The following is a 19153-nucleotide window of genomic DNA, read 5'->3' on the forward strand; positions in this document are numbered from 1 at the left end:
ATCTTATTTAACATCTACCACCGCTAAAGGGTCCATGTCGGTATATACCTGGTTCTCGCCGGCCATACCCCAAATAAAGGCATAGTTGCTGGTACCACAGCCAAAGTGTACGCTCCATGGCGGCGATATCACGGCATCATGGTTTTGCAGCACCAGGCTTTTGGTGGCCTGCGGTTCGCCCATAAAATGGAACAAACGCTGGGTATCAGGAAGGTCGAAATAAAAATATACTTCGGTACGGCGGGTATGGGTATGTGGTGGTACCGAGTTCCAAACACTGCCGGTCTCCAATACGGTCAAACCCATTACCAACTGGCAACTGCGTATACCGTCCAGGTGAATGTATTTGTAAATGGTGCGTTTGTTAGAGGTGGTGATATCGCCCATTTGCACCGGTGCGGCCTCTTCCTTGGTCATTAACCGGTTAGGAAAGTTGGCGTGTGCCGGGTTCGATAACAGGTAATAAACGGCGGGGTTAGCCGGATCAACGCTTTTAAAAACCACATCCTTAGTGCCCTTGCCCAGGTAAAGGCAGCTTAATTTTTCCAGTTGGTAGGTCTCGCCATCGGCGGTGATCACGCCACTGCCGCCAACGTTGATGATACCTAATTCGCGGCGCTCCAAAAAGTACTCTGCACGCAGTTCAGGATGATTCTCTAACACTACTTCGGAATTTACCGGTTTCACACCGCCTACAATGGTACGATCGTAATGTGAGTATACTTTGGTCAGTTTATCGGCCTGCATCAAATTCTCCACCATGAACGCTTCACGCAGTTCTTCGGTGGTCATGCGGCTTACTTCTTTCTTGCTATGTTCAAATCTTATTTCCATGTTGTTGATATGGTGTTCCGGTCACCTTAAAGGTGTTCTTGGTTCTTGACTCTCGTTTCTTGGCTCTCGTCTGTTTTATCTTCCCATCCAGCCACCATCAACGGTGAGGATGTGTCCATTCACGTAATTGCCCGCGGCCGATGCCAGGAATACGGCTGGTCCTTTGAAATCTTCTGTCTCGCCCCAACGGCCTGCAGGTATACGATCTAAAATGCTTTTGCTGCGATCAGGGTCATTGCGTAAGGCCTCGGTATTATCGGTAGCGATGTAGCCCGGAGCGATACCATTCACGGTGACGCCCTTGCTGGCCCACTCGTTAGCCAAAGCTTTGACCAGGCTGCCCAAAGCACCCTTGCTGGCGGCGTAACCCGGTACATTGATACCACCCTGGAAGGTGAGTAACGAGCAAGTGAAAATGATCTTACCGCTGCCGTTATCGATCATGTGCTTACCCAACTCGCGCGCCAGGATGAACGGTGCGTCAAGGTTCAATGACAAGACGCTGTCCCACCACTCGTCAGGATGTTCGGCAGCAGGTTTACGCATAATGGTGCCGGCATTGTTCACCAGGATATCGATACGTGAATTCTCGGCCAGTACTTTCTCGATAAAAGCGTACAGACCATCGCGATCGCTCAGGTTGGCCTGGTAGGCTTTGAACTTACGGCCAAGGGCGGTCACTTCTTTCTCGATAGCGCTGCCTTCAAGCTCAACCGAGCCTGATACCACAATAATGTCGGCACCAGCCTCGGCAAGGCCCACGGCCATACCTTTACCTATACCTTTGTTGCCGCCGGTCACAAGGGCGGTCTTTCCTGTAAGATCGAACAGGGACGATGTATTACTCATGATCTGGATTATGTTGATCGGATGTTATTTGGCCGGCTCAGGGAATTTAACGGCCTGACGGGCCAGCAGTACCCAGCCACCTTGTTTTTGCTTTTGCCATACCAGCATGATCAGCAATTTAGCTGTTCCGGGTGCTTTACCTTTATCATTGGTGGCACCGGTAAGCGTATGCCTTACGATGGCAGTGTTGCCCGACACGGTGATGGACTGATCGGTGAATTCCAGCGTGGTAAAATCAGAATCACCGCTGGTAAAAGAGTGGATGAATTCCTGCTTGTTCTGTACCTTACCACTCGAGTGGCCGTAGCTTAATTTGTCAGACGCGATGGCCGCAAGTTTGGCGCTATCAGGGTCAAGCATCAGTTTCCGCAGCTGGTCCACCGATTCTTCTACCGCTTTTTGAGCGCGTACGCCCGGCATTTTTTGTGCCTTTGCAGAGATGACCGATGTGGTGATGATCATAGCGATCAGTGCGGTTCTGATAAGCTTGGTGTTCTTCATGGCATTACTGTTAAAAGAATGAATGGCAAATGTTAGGCAACGTGCAGGATACATTGCAAATGTAATTGCTTAATTGATCAAACCTATGTTTTTTTGAATAAACCCCACCACCACAGTATGCCCGATCAACTCATGTCAAACTTATGGCGTTAAAGTTTTGTATCAATATCATATTCGGTTACTTTTGCAGCAATAGCATAGATCATTATGGCACATCATCATCACAAACAAGAAGAAAATCAAGATACTTATTTTTACCTGATCGGTTTAGTGGCCGGCCTTTTTGTAGGCGCGGTAGTTAACCAAGGTTTCATTTACATCCCGGTAGGTGCCGTGTTAGGTCTGCTGACCGCTGCGGTTTTTATCAAGTTCCTGGTGAGAGGCCGTTATGACGCCGAATAGGCACGATAAGGACCTCCCTTCATTTATAAAAAACTGGAACCAGTTCTACGGTATCGTTATCGTATGGCTGGTTCTTTTGGTTTTTATCTTTTGGCTCATCACTATCCATTTTAAATGAGCTTAGCCGACTGGATCGTTCTCATCGTTACCCTGCTCACTATAGTAGGCTACGGGCTGTACAAAAGCAGACAAAGTAACGATCTGGAGCAATACCTGGCAGGGGGACGATCATTACCCTGGTACCACGTTGGCCTTTCGGTGATGGCCACTCAAGCCAGCGCTATCACTTTTCTATCCGCCCCGGGGCTGGCCTACTCTGATGGGATGCGCTTTGTGCAGTTCTATTTCGGCCTGCCTCTGGCTATGATCGTGCTGTGCATCACCTTCGTCCCAATATTTCATCAGCTTAAGGTATACACTGCCTATGAGTACCTGGAACAGCGTTTTGACCTGCGTACCCGGGTGCTAACCTCTATATTGTTCCTGATCCAACGAGGCTTGTCTACGGGTATCACCATTTATGCCCCATCGATCATCCTGTCATCCATCTTACAGATCAACGTGATCTATACTACGGTATTTATTGGAACGCTGGTGATCGTGTATACCGTATGGGGTGGTACCAAGGCGGTATCCTACACGCAAATGCTGCAAATGAGCATCATATTCGCTGGCATGTTCCTGGCTGGTGTGGTGGTGATCACTTTACTGCCCGATGGGGTAGGGTTCAAGAATTCGCTGCAACTGGCGGGTAAGCTCGGTCGGCTCAATGTGATCGACTGGCACTTTGATCCCAATAACCAGTATAACGTTTGGAGCGGTATCATCGGTGGTTTCTTTTTGCAGCTATCATACTTCGGTACCGATCAAAGCCAGGTAGGCCGATACCTAACGGGTAGTTCAATAGGGCAAAGCCGCTTAGGGCTGATCATGAACGGACTGATCAAGATACCGATGCAGTTCCTGATCTTGTTGATCGGTATACTGGTGTTCTCGTTCTATCAGTTCAATGCCCCGCCCATGTTCTTTAACCAGAACGAGGTGGACCACATCCAAAAGAGCACTTACGCTACGCAGTATCGCACCATCGAGAAACAGTATGCCGAGGCCGCTGTTCAGCGTAAAGCTAACGCACAAGCTTATGTAAATGCTGTGAACACCGGCAACTATCAGGCGGCAGCCACCGCTCAAAAAGCATTGAGAAACAGCCTGGCCTTGACCGACACCCTACGTAAACAAGGCCTCGGCCTCATGAAACACAATAATGCGCTGGCCGATGTGAACGACACTAATTATGTGTTCCTCACCTTTGTGACGCATTACCTTCCGCGCGGATTGGTAGGCTTGCTGATCGCCATCGTATTTTTAGCGTCGATGGGGTCTACCGCCAGCGCATTGAACTCTTTGGCTTCCACTACCGTGATCGACATTTATAAGCGCGTGATCAACAAGAACGCCACCGATCATCAGTATGTGACCGCTTCCCGTTTGGCCACCGTTTTTTGGGGTGTGGTTTGCCTGGGTATGGCCTTGTATGCCGGGCAGTTAGGTAACCTACTGGAGGCGGTCAATAAATTGGGATCTTACATTTATGGGGTGATACTGGGCGTTTTTATAGTGGCGTTTTACCTGAAATGGATCAATGCCCAAGCCGTATTTATAGCCGCTATATTGGGTGAAGCTGTGGTGATCATTTGTGGTTATACCAATGCGGTGGCTTACCTATGGTTGAACGTGATCGGGTGCTTGAGCGTGGTCATCATCGCGTTATTGATACAGCCTTTAATGAAACAAAAAAGCCCGGTACCTAATGCACCGGGCCATTGATCATATTAAAATGATCATTATTTTTTAGCTTGAGCGATCACGGCCTCATTCAGGCGCACATACTCGTCATTCTTTTCATCTTTGGCTAAACGTACGCCTTCCTGAGCGGTAGCGATCGCGCCGGCCTTATCGCCCATACGCAATTGCACACGTGCCTTCCACAATTTATAGTAAGTTGCTTTAGGGTTGGTCTTTTCTGCCTCTGTAGCCCACTCTAAAGCCTTTTTCATGTCCTTGTTGTTCTCGTAATAGTATTGAACGGCCGAGAAGTAAGGTTTCTTTTCACCTTTCATGGCCGCATCGATGTTAGCCATCACACGGGCATCAACCTCGGTAGTGATGTGGAGGTTCAAGGCGGTATTCTCCCAGGCCAGGTACATATCGGCGGCCGAGGTGGTCACGTTGTTAAATTGGATGGTAAAGGTCTCTACCAAAGCCGAGGTCTTCATTGGCTTCACTTTAAAGCGCAATGCATCGTCGGCTTGTTTGTATTCGTAAGCACCCCATTGTTTGGTGGTCTTGTTCAGGATCACGGTCCATTCTTTAGGGTCAGGGATGGTGAATAACGCGTATTCGCCGGCTGGTACCTTGTTGCCTTCGATCGTCACCTCATCAGCAAATTTGATCACCGTGGCCGAGTTAGCACCTGTACGCCATACTTTACCATAAGGCTCCAGTGCACCAAATATCTTACGGCCTTTGGTGTTCGGGCGCGAGTAGGTAACGGTAATGCTGCCTAAACCCAGCTCCTGCGTAATGGTCTGTGCCGAACTGGCTTGTGGCATTTTAAATCCCTGTGCGCTAACACTGGAGGCACCGCCGGCCAAAGCGATGGCCAGTAACAAGATGTAGATCTTTTTCATTTGTTGTTGAAGCTATTGTGTGTGGATCAAATATAGAACAAGAAAGTGATGACAAACAAATTATACTGTTACATGTTGGAACACATACATTTGCGTTCAATACATAACATAATAACATGTCACTAAAAACAGGTTTGGAATGGCGCTATGCCACCAAAAAATTCGATAACACCAAAAAGATCCCGGCCGATAAGCTGGAGCATCTGTTACAGACCGTTAAACTGGCGCCGTCATCGTTCGGCCTGCAACATTATGAGATCGTTGTGGTAGAGGACCCAGCCGTACGTGAACGTTTAAAAGAAGCCTCTTACGGCCAGTCACAGCTTACTGATGCCTCACAGGTGATCGTTTTCGCGGTGGAGACCAACATTGACGAGGATTACGTGAAAGCCTATATAGATGAGATGGCCAGTGCACGTGGTGTAAAACGTGAGGACCTGAGCGGTTTTGAACAATATGTATTGGGTAGTGTAAGCCGCCTGAGCCGCGAAGAGAATATTAACTGGGCTAAAAAGCAAGCTTACATCGCGTTGGGTGTATTGATCAGCTCAGCTTCTGAACTACAGATCGACTCATGCCCAATGGAAGGTTTTGAAGCAGATAAATATGATGAGATATTGGGTCTTAAAGAAAAAGGACTGACCGCCACAGTAATGGCCACTATAGGCTACCGCTCTGACGAAGACCCTTACGCCAACATGGCCAAGGTGCGTAAGTCTGACAAAGATCTGTTCATCCGTATATAAGCTAAAAGAATATATAGAATAGAGGGGAAGCTTGATATCAAGCTTCCTTTTTTTTTATACCGCTGCGTGACCATTCAGCTCTTGACTTACCTCAGGTATTGCATATATTCATCGCTTAAACTTTATCATACATGAAAATAGCTTTACCTATCCTGATAGCTGTCCTTTTTGCTTCTTGTTCGTTATCGACAAAGAAAGATCCGTTCGAGGGAAAACCTAATGGAAAAGTATTAAAGATAAGTCAATACATGTATGAGGCCTCTGAAAAATTTGGAGAGACCAGCAAAGGAAGACTTATTAATTATGATGTTGAAAACTTTGACGAAAAGGGAAACATTCAAAAAGCGACATATATCTCCATGTTTGATAGTACTAAAGCAGATACTTCTGAAGTTATTCGTAAATACAATCGTAAAGGTGAATGGATAGCTTTAATTGACCTTAAAACGGGCTTAACAGAGTTTGAGCATATTTACGATAATGAAGGCCATCGTATTGAAACTAATCAATTTGAAGGTAAAAAGCTGGAGTCTAAAACAAAGTACCTTTTTGAAGGTGGGGACCTCACTGAAGGAAAAGAATATAGTGGTGACGGCAGTCTGAAATCCACCACAAAATATAAAGTGGATCGTAATGGACATATCGTTGAGACTGAAGAGTTAAAAAATGATGGTAAGCCAGCCCGTAAGGATGTTTCTAGTTTTAATGACAAAGGATTTGAGGAGAAGGTATCAGCTTACGAAGGTCAAAAGTTAATAAGCGAATACTTAATCAAATACTTAAAATATGATAAACTTGATAATTGGACAGTAGCTCATCATTTTTATAAAAATAAACCTGTATATATTTACGAGAGAAAAATAGAGTATAGATAGCTTCTACACGTCGAAGGTTAGTAACGCATGTTGGCTGGCCGTGTGCAGGTCGCGCCAGGCCAAATTGATCTCAGTATCAGGTGAGGCGGCTTGCAATCCGCAATAAGGATACAATTTGTCCACGATCTCGCGCGAGGCTCGTGCCAGTTTACGGCTGGTGATGCTTACCGGAGTTAAGGTGTCGGTGGTGTAAATATCTAATAAGCCGGCTTCCCAAGATGCATCAAAGGCTTCATAAAACAGTTGGCGAAGGTGTTGTAATTCTTCTTTCAGCTCCGTGTATATCCTCATCATTTCTTCACCATGCTGAGGGGTCATCCGTCTCGACTCGACCACCTTTTTATCCAATATAGGCTGGGCCAGGTCCATGAAATGAATGGCCATGCCTGAAAGGTTGGCGGCCAAAGTAGCCTCGGCCAGTTGCATGAATGGGTAACGATATAGCGGATCATTGATCACCGCAGCTGCCGGATCGATCTTGAAACAGCGATCGGTAGGGGCAAAGGCATTACCCATGGTAAAGGCGTGGCTCCCGGTTCCCATCATCCCGATATATTTCCAGGCCGACATTTGCGTAGCCTGATCACTATTCACCACAAAGGGCAGTATCAGCGGTGAACCATCGGCATTGGTCCTATTTTGACCATCCTGCTGAATTATGCAGTTAGCGGTAAAATGGGTAGCATGGCGTACGCCACTTGCATAACGCCAGTGTCCATTAAGCAGGTATCCTCCATCGGTCACCTCGGCCGTACCGGTAGAGGCACCGCTGCCGGCCAAACATACTTTAGGATCAGCAAATATCCGGCGCGAAGCGCCCGGATCCGTGAAACCACCGAACCATCCCGCACCGGTACAAAGCGTTACCGTCCAACCAAAGCTGCCGTCGGCCCAGCTTAAAGCCTCTTCCAAGCGCACCAGGTCGTTCAAGGGCATTTGTAACCCGCCATACTCCTGAGGCACTAACAGCTTGAACCATTTCTGCTCATAGATCAGTTCCAGTTGTTCGGGCATTAACAGGCCTGCCTGTTCGGCTGCAAAAGCGTGTTGGCGTATCATGCTCACCCATTCGGGCTTTAACAGGGCAGATGGATGTGAGACGTTATTGGTCATGCGGTATAAGCTTTTTGGCGGGCGATCTTCATCCAGTCTACAAAGCCAAAAATGGCCACGATGAATAAAAAGATGGTAAGCGCCGCAAATAGGATCAATTGTTTGTGGAACAGTAACGGGATAGCGAACAGATTAGATACGTTGAGTACCACCCAATTTTCGACCCGCCTGCGGGCCAGCAACCAGGTACCTGCCCAGGCAGTAGATGATACCCACGCATCCCAAACCGGTACTGTGGAAGAGGTGAAATGATGCAGCAGCAGATAGATCACTCCCCAGCCGCCAAAAGCGATGAGCAAAGTGATCATCCACTCATTACGCGTTGCCCAGGCCACTTTTAAGGGTGGCTTACCCGTTTGGCGTAACCATAAGTACCAGCCGTAAATGCTCATGACCACGTAATAGGCGCTCAGGCCGGCCTCTGCATAAAGCCCTACCTCCAGCAATAAAGTGATCGTAATGGCCGACCCGGCGATGCCTGCCGGATATAACCACACGTTATTTTTACGAGCCAGTAACACCTCGGCAACACCCATCAGTACGGCCACCCACTCCAACCAGGTGGTGTGACGCATTTGCTCGGTCAACAGGTCTATCCATTGTTGCATGGTATTTTCTTTTATCACGTCATGCTGAATTTATTTCAGCATCCCATATTCTATGCCTGACAGGTATTCACCTACCTGTGGGATGCCGAAACAAGTTCGGCATGACGGTTATGATCTGATCTTAGTCCCTCCCTTCCGGGGAGGGTTAGGGAGGGGCTGTTAAAACCTCAAATTCAATGCGGCTAAAAAGTTGATCGGTGCTTGTGGGTACAAGTAGTTGTAGTTATACACATATCCACCACTTATTGCGGTGTAAGTAGCTCCATTAGAGATGTATTTGGTGCTGAATATATTGTTCACTAACAAAGTTATTCCCACATTCTTGATACCCTTCATTGCAAAATTGTAGTTCAGCCGAACATCGTTCACAAAGTAACCATCCAGGTAGCGGTTCGTTGCGTATTTGTTGTTGGCAACCGCCGGATCAGTGGTCAGGCCCACATTCACGTTCGATGTATTGTCCAGGTACTGCCTGCTCACATACTTGCTTAACAATGCAATGCTACCATTCTTCACCGGTGAGTAACTGATCTCGCTACCAGCGATCACCGATGGAGAGAATGACAGATCAGCCTTTTTGTAACTCTGTTCAACAAAAGCACCGGTATCGTAATTTTCAAGGAAACGTTGATAGTCCTTCACCTTATTGGTACTGAACGTAGCGTTAGCGGCCCAGGTCAGCTGTGGAACGATCACCACTTTACCGTCCAGCTCCATACCGGCGCGGTAACTGTTATCCACGTTACTACGGATCGCAGCCCCAACATCATTCAGTGCACCGGTCAAGATCAATTGATTTTTGTAGATCATGTAGAAACCATTGATACCCACATTGTAGTTCTTACCAGCAGTGCGGTAACCAGCTTCTATATCTTTCAGGTTCTCGGCCTTTGGTCGGCTTTGGGGGGTAGAGTTGGTATAGTCGTTACGATTAGGCTCATGGTTACCAACCGCTATGGATGCGTACACATTACTGCGATCGCTAATGTTGTAGGTCACACCTGCCTTAGGGTTAAAAAAGTCCAGTTTAACATCCTGCTGAACATTGTTCAGGTTACGATCAAAACCCAGGAAAGAGTAATTAATGTGGCGATACTGCATGTCGGCATAAAGCAAGAAGTTACCAACGTTCCACTCACCACGTGCAAAGGTGTTGAAGTCCGTCTTTTTTGCATCATCACGATAGTACTCATAGTTGGGGATGATGCCTGTACTCTGATCAGCGTAAATGATGTTACCAAAGTGAGCACCTTTGTACTCATTATAAGCGCCACCCAAGATCAGGTTAAGTTTATCTTGCGGACGATATTTTAAAGAGTAGGTCAAACCATAAAAGTCATTATCCAGCCACAGGCGACGCACCAGGTTAGTGGTATTCACTGGGGCACCATTCACAATGGCAGGCTTCAAGCCATATTTGGTCACATCCTGATCTTTTTTGTATTCTTCATAGTAACCACCGCCCTTGGTATAGTGCAAGGCACCGCTGAATGATAACTTACTATTGAATTGCTGATCATACAGCAACTGGTAATGGTTCTGCTGGTAGTTATCGGTTTGGTCCTTATAAAAATAGCTTTTGTTGTAATCGGTACCTGATATGAGGCCCAATTCGTTGTAACGGCGTACGTCGGTCACCCCAACTGATGCGGCATATTTTTCGTCGCCGATTATGTAATCGGGGATACCATTCCAGGCCTGGTAAGTACGTTCTTTACCGGCGAAAACGTTGGCGCGCAAAGTGGCGTTTTTACCGTACCAGGCACCGCTCAGGTAGTATGATAGCAGGTTGGATGATGCCCTGTCAATATAGCCATCAGAGGCTATCCTTGATAAGCGTGCATCAAGGGTAAAATGATCGTTCAGTAGACCTGACCCCAATTGAATAGTATTCTTCACCGTACCGTATGAGCCTGCAGACGAGTTGATCTCGGCATAGGCACTGTCGCGACGGGTATTGGTCTGGATGTTCAAGCTGGCACCAAAGGCACTGGCACCGTTGGTAGACGTGCCCACACCGCGCTGTATCTGGATATTGTTGACCGATGAGGCAAAATCAGGCAGGTTGATGAAGAAACTTCCCTGGCTCTCTGCATCATTGAGCGGTATACCGTTCACCGTCACGTTGATACGCGTACCATCAGATCCACGGATACGGATACCGGTATAGCCTACACCAGCACCGGCATCTGAAGTGGTGACCACCGATGGCGTTTGGTTCAACAAGTAGGGGAGGTCCTGACCGAGGTTATTTTTCTCGATATCGGCCTTTTTGAGGTTGGTAAATGCTGTTGGCGATTTGGCGGATGCCCGGGTGGCGCTAACGGTCACTTCATCGGCTGTAAAGTTGGCCGACGCTAAGGCAATGTTGATATTTTGATCAGCTGAAAGTTGTATGGTCCTGCTGCTGAGCAGATATCCTATGTAGCTCACTTTCATTGCATAACTACCAGATGCCAAGTTACTGAACCGGTAGAATCCATCGGCCGAAGTGCTGGTGCTCGGCCTGGCTTGCTGGCCTTGTAAAATGATAGTTGCCCCTGGTAATGGCTTACCGGTGTTTTGGTCGGTCACCTTGCCCGTCAAGGTGATCTGTGCCGCCGCAACAAGTGGCAGCAACATGGCGCAAAGCGCCGGAAAAATTTTTTTCAAAATCAGTGAAAATACGATGCGTTAAACCATCTGCCCGCTAAGGGAGTAAACTACGGGCAGTACACTTAACATTTTTACCTCTGTTCCCTACGCCGGCATTATCCGGATCAGGTGCAGGAAGATGTTAGCATTCAAGTAGCCGATCAGTAAGCGTCCTTACTTCCATGACCATGATGTTAACAACTCCTTGGGTATGATCTCAGCCTGTCTTTGTGTTTTGATCGCTCAAAGCAAGGCACCCCTTAAGAAATTACAAGGCAAATGTAGATCTTTATTCCTGAAATGGAATAGATATATGCGTTTTATTAACTTTTTGGGAATTTGCTGTGGATAAGTTGATGGTTGACGATGGTAGGTATCGTCTATCTTTCAAATACATCATAAAAAAGAATGTCTTATTGAGCGATTGCAAAATACCTCATCTGATCATTGTTCGATCGGTCGTTCAAGATATTTTGCAATCGCTCAATAGAACATTCCCACATCAGGAATCTAAATGTGGATAACTGTGCTTACAACCCCAGGCTTGCTGAGATGTCCAGCATGCGCTCGATCGGTTTCACGGCTTTCTCAATGATATCGGCTGGTAAGGTTATCTCAGGCATCTCGTTCTTAAGGCACAAATAAAGCTTCTCCAGCGTGTTTCGTTTCATGTGAGGGCAGTCGTTGCACGCGCAAGTATTATTCGGTGGAGCGGGTATAAACAGCTTATCCGGGTTATCTTTCTGCATCTGGTGCAGTATGCCCGACTCTGTGGCCACTATGAACTCTTTTTCCACACTGTTAGTAGCATATTTCAATATCCCGGTGGTAGAGCCAATGTAATCGGCCAGCTGCAGGATGTGTTCTTCACATTCGGGGTGGGCCAGTATCTTGGCGTTAGGATAACGCTCGGTCAGTTTAGTGATCTTTTCACGGCTGAATATCTCATGCACCATACAGGCACCGTTCCACAGCACCAGGTCGCGGCCTGTCTTTTTAGCTACCCAGGCGCCTAAGTTGCGGTCAGGACCAAAAATGATCTTTTGATCGGCCGGTAAACTTTCCACGATCTGTACCGCATTGCTTGAGGTACAAACGATATCGCTCAGAGCCTTCAGCTCAGCGGTACAGTTCACGTAGGTGATCACCAAATGATCAGGGTACTGCTCTTTGAACTTTTTGAACAGATGTGGTGGACAACTATCGGCTAAAGAACAGCCAGCCTTCAGGTCAGGCAGTAACACTTTCTTTTCGGGTGATAAGATCTTAGCGGTCTCGGCCATGAAGTGCACACCGGCGAATACAATGATGTCGGCGTCGGTCTTAGCGGCCTGTTGTGATAGGCCCAGGCTGTCTCCAATGTAGTCGGCAATGTCTTGTATCTCGCCTTCCTGGTAATAGTGCGCCAGGATCACGGCGTTCTTTTCTTTTTTGAGTTTGGCTATCTCGTCGTAAAGGTCGAGTGTGGGATCGATCTCTTCTTCATGAAAGCCTTTTATATTGATCTCTTCTAAAATGTCCATTGCCAACATTACAATAAATACAATTAATTATATATATAAAATAAACCTATTGTTATTAGAGTGTTAATTACGTGAGTAAGTTGAACGATTTTTTTTTGCTTATCAAACTTGTTCCACTTGTTTCCACAGGTTATCCACAACTCGGTTTACTTAAATAACTGATTTTCAATAGCAGGGTTTTATTCACAGGTATGTTAATAACCAAATGTGTTGATTAATACCCTGATCAGTGATCGTTAGTTTCGGTGTGGATTCTCTCGGAAACCGAACTTCAAATTGGGAGTAACTTTTGTTTTTCGCCAACTTATCCACCGATCCAAAACTTATTAGCTTTTTACCTACGCAAAATTAACATCTTTTGATGCGGTTATTAACACAAGTAGTACTTTTACACATATTAGACACTATTTTATGACAAGACATGTGGATTTCCTGGTGATAGGATCAGGCATTGCCGGATTAAGTTTTGCACTTAAAGCTGGTAAACACGGTAAGGTACTGATAGTTACCAAAGCCAGCGAAGATGAGTCGAACACCAAGTATGCACAAGGCGGCGTTGCCGTAGTTGTGGATAAAAAAGAGGATTCATTTGAAAAGCACATTGAGGACACCCTGATCGCCGGTGATGGGCTGTGTGATGAAGAGGTGGTCAGGATAGTGGTGGAGGAAGGTCCGGAACGCATACGTGAGATCATCGATTACGGTACCAACTTCGATAAGACCAACTCTGGCGCTTATGATCTGGCTAAAGAAGGTGGTCACTCCGAGTTCAGGGTATTACATTATAAGGATATCACCGGGTTTGAGATGGAACGCGCTTTACTGGAGCAGATCCATCAGAACCCGAATATTGAGATACTAACCCATCATTTTGCGGTAGACCTGATCACCCAGCACCATTTGGGCGAGCTGGTGAAAAAGTCGAGTCCTGACATTCAGTGTTATGGTATTTATGCTTTTAATACAGAGACCAAAGAGGTAGAGACCATCGAATCCAAAGTGACGGTGATGGCGTCAGGCGGTGCAGGGCATATTTACGCTACCACCACCAACCCGGTTATCGCTACCGGCGACGGCGTGGCTATGGTGTATCGTGCTAAAGGTAAGGTGCGCAATATGGAGTTCATCCAGTTCCATCCCACCGCCTTATATAATCCGGGTGAGTATCCATCGTTCCTGATATCTGAAGCCGTACGCGGATTTGGTGGCGTTTTGAAACGCACCAACGGCGAAGAATTTATGCAGGAGTATGATTCGCGCAAGTCATTAGCGCCGCGCGACATCGTGGCCCGTGCCATTGATGCCGAGATCAAAAAGTCGGGTGAGGATTACGTTTATTTAGATGTACGTCACAAAAGCAAGGCTGACATCTTAGCCCACTTCCCTAATATATATGCAAAGTGCCTGGATATCGGTATCGACATGACCAAGGACATGATCCCCGTATCGCCGGCGTGTCATTACATGTGTGGAGGAGTGATGGTTGATCATCATGGTCGTACCTCCATTCAACAGCTGTATGCATGCGGTGAGTGTGCTTCAACTGGCCTTCATGGTGCTAATCGGTTGGCTTCCAATTCGTTACTGGAAGCTTTGGTATTTGCTCATCGTATTTACGAAGATGCGGTACAGCGATTTGAGCATAGTGTTGTTCCTGCTAACATACCTGGATGGGATGAAAAAGGGGTGCAGCTCTCTAACGAGGATATATTAGTGACCCACAACATACGTGAGATGCAGCGCCTGATGAATGATTATGTGGGTATCGTGCGGTCTGACTTTAGGTTGGAGCGGGCCATGCGCCGTTTGCGTTTATTGTATGAAGAAACGGAAGAATTTTATAAACGAACCAAATTGTCGGTCAAATTGTGTGAGTTGCGCAACCTGATACAGGTATCATATATTGTTGTAAGATCGGCTATGGAGCGCAAGGAAAGCAGGGGACTACACTATACTACCGATCATCCTGAACATGCGGATGTGTTAAAAGACACGGTATTTTAAAGAGCGGAAAACGGGATTCGAACCCGCGGCCTTCAGTTTGGGAAACTGATGCTCTACCAACTGAGCTATTTCCGCTTGTTACGCTCAAATATATAATTAAAAAACAGTCCGTCATTGCGAGGAACGAAGCAATCTCTGAACGATGTATAGCTAATCGGCCTCCACAGGGGTTGCTTCGTTCCTCGCAATGACGTGTAATATAACAAAAGTCAATGCCTTTAATTTTAACTGTAAAAGATAAGTTCCCCACCTGGGGTAAAAATTGTTTTATTGCTGATAATGCTACAATTGTGGGTGATGTGACCATGGGAAGCGATTGCTCAGTGTGGTTCAATGCCGTTATCAGGGGAGATGTGAATGGCATCACTATCGGTCATCATACCAATATCCAGGATGGCGTTTGCGTGCATGCTACGTACCTAAAGGCTTCAATTACGATCGGTAATTACGTATCAGTAGGACACAATGCGATCATACATGGATGCATACTACATGACCACGTTTTAGTGGGGATGGGCGCCATCGTGATGGATGACGCTGTAGTGGAAACCAATGTGATCATTGCCGCAGGATCGGTCGTTTTAGAACGTACGGTGTGTGAATCAGGCTATCTATATGCCGGTACACCAGCTAAAAAAATAAAGCCACTTACCGAGGAGCAAATGGCTTTATTACAAAAGTTGCCGCATAATTATAATTTATACGCGAGCTGGTTCACGGCGTGACCTCCTCTTTAGGTATCGTCATTATTTCTTCCATTTCCCAGTTAGGCCGCAAGGTCAGTTCTTTAGGGTTGAACCATGAGCGCTCAGGATATAACTTTTCGCGTACGTTACCGCTGTCGGCTTTTCCATTCTTATTGGTATCATAAGTGACCTTTACAAGGTATTTGCCAGTAAAAAAGTTCCTATAAACGATAGATGTATTTTTAGTGATCACATCACGTTGAAGTATATTCTTCTTGGTATCCATGATCTCTACTATGTAGCTCCTACCAGAATCAGGCACTGAGGTTTTTAAAGTAAGCGTACCATAGTTCTCCGGTTTATCGATCAGGAATCGCTTGTTGAATTCCTTGTTCTTATCTCCATAAATGTCGGTAATGGCATCATCAGCAAAGGATAATTGATATTTGGTGTTCTGCTTCCAACGCCGTTTTACGGTCAGTTTGCGTGGATTATTTGGGTCCTTATTGATCACCAGGTCACTTACAGCGGTCGAGTCTTCGGTCAGCTTGATCTTATACATATCCAGGCTTTCGACCGGTTGGCTGGCCGTAATGATCAGGTCGGTATTTGGCCTTAAGCGGTTATCTACATTGATGTTGTAAGTAAGCGTCACCGGACGTTTAAAGCTTTCGTTACGTCCTTTACGTACAAAGGTGGTATCAACAGGTTTGTTCTTGTCTGATATGGCCAGGCTCAACGAATCAAATTCCATACTCCGCATGAATACTAGTGCGGTATCGCGCGTCTTGCTAAATTCCACTATCTTTTGTGCATCCAATGCAGGCGGATATAACACTTTAATAGATGGATCCTGTAATTGCTTATTAAAGATCAGGCTTGCTTTGCCATCCGGGTCAAAACGTTTAGCCAGCACGCGAAACTTACTCGGCTCTTGCTTAAACAAGTTCAGCTCGAGGTTACTGATATCACTTTTTAATTCGATAGGCTTTTTTTGAAAGGCTACTAATTCACCTTCCTGGTAGATCTTGTCGTTGGATGTTTCTTTTAACGCGTAGATGGTGTACTGCCCTTCATGAAGGTTGTTCAGGGAAAAGTTACCGGCCGAATCTGTAGTGGTAAAGTAGGAGGGTTTCTTTTTACCGAACATCGCCGTGTCTCTACTCGCGGGAAATATCATCACCGTTGCTTCCTTTTCTGGTTGCGCGGTCAAAGTATTATTCACTTTACCGGAGATGCTTAAGGAATCGATCTGGTCTCCGGTCGAGAAAACGTAAGTGAAATTTTTCAGTACGTTCGACTCATTCAGGTCAGCCAACGCTTTACCAAAGTTGAAAACGTAGGTAGTATTTTTTTGTAGCGAGTCGTTCAGTTTAATGCGTAGTATATGACCTTTAACATTGAACTCCGGTTGGCGTTCAAATGCAGGGCTAATGGTCACATCTGTATAAGGGTTGCTGAGCTTAAAGAACTCATCGAACTCCAGGATGATCTCTTTCGCATTAAATCTCCGGGTCTTATTTTCTGGAGTGGCCTTTAAAAGTTTGGGTGGGGTGCGATCACGTGGTCCGCCCTGTGGTCTTTGAATACTGGCGCAACCTAAGGCCAGTAGTAAGCAAAAAGTGATGGCTAAGGTCTGTAAAAAAAAGTATCTCGTTTTTAAAGGCATTTTTAAGCGATATAAGCGATTTTGTTAATTTTTGGAACGCTGATATTTAGATTTAAAAATAATGGCTTTAACATATGTTTATTAAAGCCATTTTTCGGGTCATTTTTGAAATTTTTCAGTTTTGATCAGCTATCTGGAGATATGTACCATCAATACCGAAACGTCGGATGGTGACACTCCCGAAATACGAGAGGCTTGGCCCAAGGTACGAGGCTTGATCCTCGCTAACTTCTCGCGAGCCTCTTTGGATAGTGACACCAATTGGTGGTAGTTGAAGTCCGGATCAATGTTCTTATCCTCCATCTTTTTCATCCGTTCAACGATCTCCAGCTCCTTATCAAAATAACTCTCGTACTTGATCTTTATTTCAGCCTGCTCAACAGTTTCTTTATCATATGCAGAAAGCAAGGTGTCTAAGGAGGCATCGGCTTTACGCAGGTCGGCAAAACCAACTTGCGGACGACCGATCAGCGAGACCATCTTCACGTTTTGATTCAATGGTGTAGTGCCTAACTCCTCTAATAATGGGTTAAGTTGTGCAGCTTCTACAGATTTGTTTTTGGCGTACTTTACAATGTCATCCGAATCCTTTATCTTTTGATTCACCTTTTCCAAACGCTCATCGCTGATCAACCCTAACTCGTGACCGATAGGGGATAGGCGGATGTCGGCATTGTCCTGACGTAGGAGCAATCGATGTTCAGCTCTTGATGTGAACATCCGATAAGGCTCCTCGGTACCTTTAGTTACCAGGTCATCGATCAATACCCCGATGTATGACTCTGACCTTTTCATGATCAGTTCATGCAGATCATGAATTTTCTGGTGTGCGTTGATACCTGCTATAAGACCTTGCGATGCGGCTTCTTCATACCCGGTGGTACCATTGATCTGTCCGGCCAGGAACAAGTTCTTTACCTTCTTCGTTTCCAAAGTCAGGTCTAACTGGGTAGGTGGAAAGTAATCGTATTCTATCGCATAACCTGGGCGGAACATCTTAGCGTTCTCAAAACCTGGTATCTGTGTCAACGCCCGGTATTGTACGTCCTCAGGTAAAGAGGTCGAAAAGCCGTTCACATATATCTCTACCGTATGGAATCCTTCCGGTTCAACGAATATCTGGTGACGGTCTCGCTCTGCGAAACGGTTGATCTTATCCTCAATAGAAGGACAATAACGTGGACCCAAACCCTTGATCCTACCCGTGAACATAGGTGATCTTTCAAAGCCTTCTTTCAGGGTCTCATGTACCTTTGAGTTGGTATAGGTTATCCAGCAGCAACGCTTTTCAGTAGGACGTTCTACATCGGTAAATGAAAAGCGACCGGGCTCATCATCTCCCCATTGCTCTTCCATTACGGAGTAATTTAGGCTACGGCCGTCAATTCGTGGAGGCGTACCGGTCTTCATCCGGCCGGCTTCAAAGCCTAGTTCTACCAGTTGTTCGGTGAGTCCAGTGGCCGACTTTTCACCTGTACGGCCGCCACCAAAGCGCTTTTCTCCGATGTGTATCACACCGTTCAGGAAGGTACCATTGGTCAGCACTACAGCGCTACATTCGATCTCGATCCCTAATGATGTACGTACGCCATACACGGTGTCATTATTTACCACAAGTCCGGTCACAGTATCTTGCCAAATGTCAAGGTTTGGTATGCTTTCCAAGGTCAGGCGCCACTCTTCTGCAAAACGCATGCGGTCGTTCTGTGCACGTGGGCTCCACATGGCAGGCCCTTTACTCAGGTTAAGCATTCGGAATTGGATGGTAGTCTTATCGGCTATGATACCTGAGTATCCTCCCAGCGCGTCTACCTCACGCACGATCTGTCCTTTAGCCACACCACCCATCGCGGGGTTGCAACTCATTTGTGCAATGGTGCCCATGTTCATGGTGATCAATAACACCGATGAACCCATATTTGCCGCTGCCGCTGCTGCTTCACATCCTGCGTGACCAGCGCCGGCAACTATTACATCATATTTTTTGAACATCTAAACCTCCAGTGTTCCACGTGGAAC

16 protein-coding genes and 1 tRNA gene are annotated in these 19153 nt (G+C 46.4%); 6 read left to right on the plus strand and 11 right to left on the minus strand.

The genetic code is table 11. The features are described 5' to 3' along the window. Window positions 1–3 precede the first annotated feature (3 nt). The 3 genes from kduI to LLH06_RS00205 all read right to left on the minus strand — a co-directional run bounded on the left by kduI (window position 4) and on the right by LLH06_RS00205 (window position 2184). Window positions 4–834 carry a 5-dehydro-4-deoxy-D-glucuronate isomerase gene (kduI, locus tag LLH06_RS00195; RefSeq protein ID WP_228171220.1) on the minus strand — a complete coding sequence of 277 codons (831 nt, stop codon included), beginning with the start codon at window positions 832–834 and terminating at the stop codon, window positions 4–6. A gap of 75 nt (window positions 835–909) precedes the next feature. Beyond that, complete coding sequence (locus LLH06_RS00200) at window positions 910–1683, minus strand: SDR family NAD(P)-dependent oxidoreductase (protein WP_228171221.1); 774 nt, start codon at window positions 1681–1683, stop codon at window positions 910–912. Window positions 1684–1707: 24 nt separating this feature from the next. Further along, window positions 1708–2184 (minus strand): nuclear transport factor 2 family protein, encoded by a 477-nt coding sequence (locus LLH06_RS00205; protein WP_228171222.1) that lies wholly within the window; start codon window positions 2182–2184, stop codon window positions 1708–1710. 207 nt (window positions 2185–2391) lie between these two features. Here LLH06_RS00205 and LLH06_RS00210 point away from each other — a divergent pair, with 207 nt between their 5' ends. Both LLH06_RS00210 and LLH06_RS00215 read left to right on the plus strand, forming a co-directional pair. Beyond that, on the plus strand, window positions 2392–2586 hold the full coding sequence (locus tag LLH06_RS00210; RefSeq protein WP_228171223.1) for a hypothetical protein: 195 nt from the start codon (window positions 2392–2394) through the stop codon (window positions 2584–2586). Window positions 2587–2700: 114 nt separating this feature from the next. Next, window positions 2701–4413 carry a sodium:solute symporter gene (locus LLH06_RS00215; RefSeq protein WP_228171224.1) on the plus strand — a complete coding sequence of 571 codons (1713 nt, stop codon included), beginning with the start codon at window positions 2701–2703 and terminating at the stop codon, window positions 4411–4413. 17 nt (window positions 4414–4430) lie between these two features. Here LLH06_RS00215 and LLH06_RS00220 read toward each other — a convergent pair whose 3' ends face one another. Next, a complete protein-coding gene (locus LLH06_RS00220; protein ID WP_228171225.1) occupies window positions 4431–5276 on the minus strand; it encodes a DUF2911 domain-containing protein in 846 nt (281 codons plus the stop codon). A gap of 116 nt (window positions 5277–5392) precedes the next feature. Between LLH06_RS00220 and LLH06_RS00225 the strand changes: the two genes are divergently transcribed. Further along, entirely contained in the window at window positions 5393–6022 is a 630-nt protein-coding gene (locus LLH06_RS00225; protein ID WP_228171226.1) for an NAD(P)H-dependent oxidoreductase, read from the plus strand. Between the two features lie 131 nt (window positions 6023–6153). Beyond that, window positions 6154–6897, plus strand: a complete 744-nt coding sequence (locus LLH06_RS00230; RefSeq protein ID WP_228171227.1) for a hypothetical protein — start codon at window positions 6154–6156, stop codon at window positions 6895–6897. 3 nt (window positions 6898–6900) lie between these two features. On the opposite strand, the gene LLH06_RS00235 is transcribed toward LLH06_RS00230, so the two are convergent. The 4 genes from LLH06_RS00235 to nadA all read right to left on the minus strand — a co-directional run bounded on the left by LLH06_RS00235 (window position 6901) and on the right by nadA (window position 12775). After that, window positions 6901–8010, minus strand: a complete 1110-nt coding sequence (locus LLH06_RS00235) for an acyl-CoA dehydrogenase family protein (protein WP_228171228.1) — start codon at window positions 8008–8010, stop codon at window positions 6901–6903. Beyond that, complete coding sequence (pnuC, locus tag LLH06_RS00240; RefSeq protein WP_228171229.1) at window positions 8007–8618, minus strand: nicotinamide riboside transporter PnuC; 612 nt, start codon at window positions 8616–8618, stop codon at window positions 8007–8009. The genes LLH06_RS00235 and pnuC overlap by 4 nt, the downstream gene beginning before the upstream one ends. A gap of 159 nt (window positions 8619–8777) precedes the next feature. Continuing rightward, on the minus strand, window positions 8778–11270 hold the full coding sequence (locus tag LLH06_RS00245; protein WP_317206697.1) for a TonB-dependent receptor: 2493 nt from the start codon (window positions 11268–11270) through the stop codon (window positions 8778–8780). 512 nt (window positions 11271–11782) lie between these two features. After that, complete coding sequence (gene nadA / locus LLH06_RS00250) at window positions 11783–12775, minus strand: quinolinate synthase NadA (protein WP_228171230.1); 993 nt, start codon at window positions 12773–12775, stop codon at window positions 11783–11785. 411 nt (window positions 12776–13186) lie between these two features. Between nadA and nadB the strand changes: the two genes are divergently transcribed. After that, window positions 13187–14779, plus strand: coding sequence for an L-aspartate oxidase (gene nadB / locus LLH06_RS00255; RefSeq protein ID WP_228171231.1), 1593 nt, complete (start codon window positions 13187–13189; stop codon window positions 14777–14779). Between the two features lie 2 nt (window positions 14780–14781). On the opposite strand, the gene LLH06_RS00260 is transcribed toward nadB, so the two are convergent. After that, window positions 14782–14854, minus strand: a tRNA-Gly gene (locus tag LLH06_RS00260). A 137-nt stretch (window positions 14855–14991) separates the two neighbouring features. Here LLH06_RS00260 and LLH06_RS00265 point away from each other — a divergent pair. Beyond that, on the plus strand, window positions 14992–15504 hold the full coding sequence (locus LLH06_RS00265; protein WP_228171232.1) for a gamma carbonic anhydrase family protein: 513 nt from the start codon (window positions 14992–14994) through the stop codon (window positions 15502–15504). On the opposite strand, the gene LLH06_RS00270 is transcribed toward LLH06_RS00265, so the two are convergent. Continuing rightward, window positions 15494–17134: an Ig-like domain-containing protein gene (locus tag LLH06_RS00270; protein ID WP_228171233.1), complete on the minus strand. Its 1641-nt coding sequence runs from the start codon at window positions 17132–17134 to the stop codon at window positions 15494–15496. The genes LLH06_RS00265 and LLH06_RS00270 overlap by 11 nt on opposite strands. Before the next feature lie 129 nt (window positions 17135–17263). Then, window positions 17264–19126, minus strand: a complete 1863-nt coding sequence (gene mnmG, locus LLH06_RS00275; RefSeq protein ID WP_228171234.1) for a tRNA uridine-5-carboxymethylaminomethyl(34) synthesis enzyme MnmG — start codon at window positions 19124–19126, stop codon at window positions 17264–17266. Window positions 19127–19153: the final 27 nt, after the last annotated feature.

The sequence above is a fragment of the Mucilaginibacter daejeonensis genome (assembly GCF_020783335.1).
Lineage (GTDB): Bacteria > Bacteroidota > Bacteroidia > Sphingobacteriales > Sphingobacteriaceae > Mucilaginibacter > Mucilaginibacter daejeonensis.